We start from the raw sequence: 1,078 nt of genomic DNA on the forward strand, positions 1-1,078 counted from the left end.
CCAATTTATTGCAACCGCAGTAGGACAGCCTTAAGTCCGACAGGCTGCTAGGCAAGTCCGGCAAATCGATTAATGCGCTTTAACTGATTATCAGGAAGAAGACTGTGGCCTTGAGCGATGTTACCCACCCTGATGTTTCGGTAGTGATTCCTGCCTGGAACGCTGCCGGTTTTATCCAAAAAGCGATTGATTCTGCTCTCAGCCAGGAAGGGGTTCAGGTAGAAGTCATCGTGATAGATGATGCTTCCGAAGATCACACTGTCGATATTGTTAAAGACTACCAGAATGAACGGGTTGTTCTGATTCAGGCAGAAGAGAACAGTGGCCCCGGGGCAGCCAGAAACCTGGGGTTTGCTGCTGCAAGGGGAGACTGGATTGCAGTGCTGGACTCGGATGACTATTTTTTGCCGGGTCGTCTTTCGAACCTACTAAATAAAGCGGATAAGACAGTCGATATTCTTATCGATCCTGTCGTTGAGCAACCATATGGCAGGAAAGAATGCGTGCCTTTTTTCAAACAGGGAGAGCTACCTGTCGATGAGTTAACGCTGGCGCATCTTATTTCAACCAACCTGATTTTTACCCATATCAAGTCAACAGGCTACTTAAAGCCAGTTTTTCGCAGGCGATTTTTGCAGGAAAAAGGTGTTACCTACTGGCCAGAAGTGCGAATAGGCGAAGATTATTATTTCCTTGCTGCCTGCCTGGCACACGGAGCAAAAGCAAAGATGACTGAAAAGGCCGGATATGTTTATACCATTCGTTCAGAGTCCATCTCCCGGATCATGAGAGTCGAAGATATTAACATTCTTCTTGCTAACGATGGGCGCTTTTTGTCGGAGTTTACTTTGGGGCAAGAAAGTTCCAATGCCCAGGATTTTCGAACCAGAAACCTGATCCGTGGTCGGGACTTTCTGAAACTGGTTCGATATATCAAGGGCGGGCAGGTGCTTAAGGCTTTTAAACTTGTGTTTAACTCACCAGGCAGTTCTTTACTGCTATGGCTTCCTGTACGCAAAAGATTGCTAGCAGCCTGTCGGACTTAAGCGTCCGCAGCGAGGATTGCAAGAAATTGAGG

1 protein-coding gene is annotated in these 1,078 nt (G+C 47.1%); it reads left to right on the top strand.

The window, feature by feature from the left end; genetic code table 11:
• Window positions 1–104: 104 nt before the first annotated feature.
• Window positions 105–1,046 carry a glycosyltransferase family 2 protein gene (locus KDK16_RS00240; protein ID WP_257274170.1) on the top strand — a complete coding sequence of 314 codons (942 nt, stop codon included), beginning with the start codon at window positions 105–107 and terminating at the stop codon, window positions 1,044–1,046.
• Window positions 1,047–1,078 lie beyond the last annotated feature (32 nt).

The sequence above is a fragment of the Endozoicomonas sp. SESOKO4 genome (genome assembly GCF_024606275.1).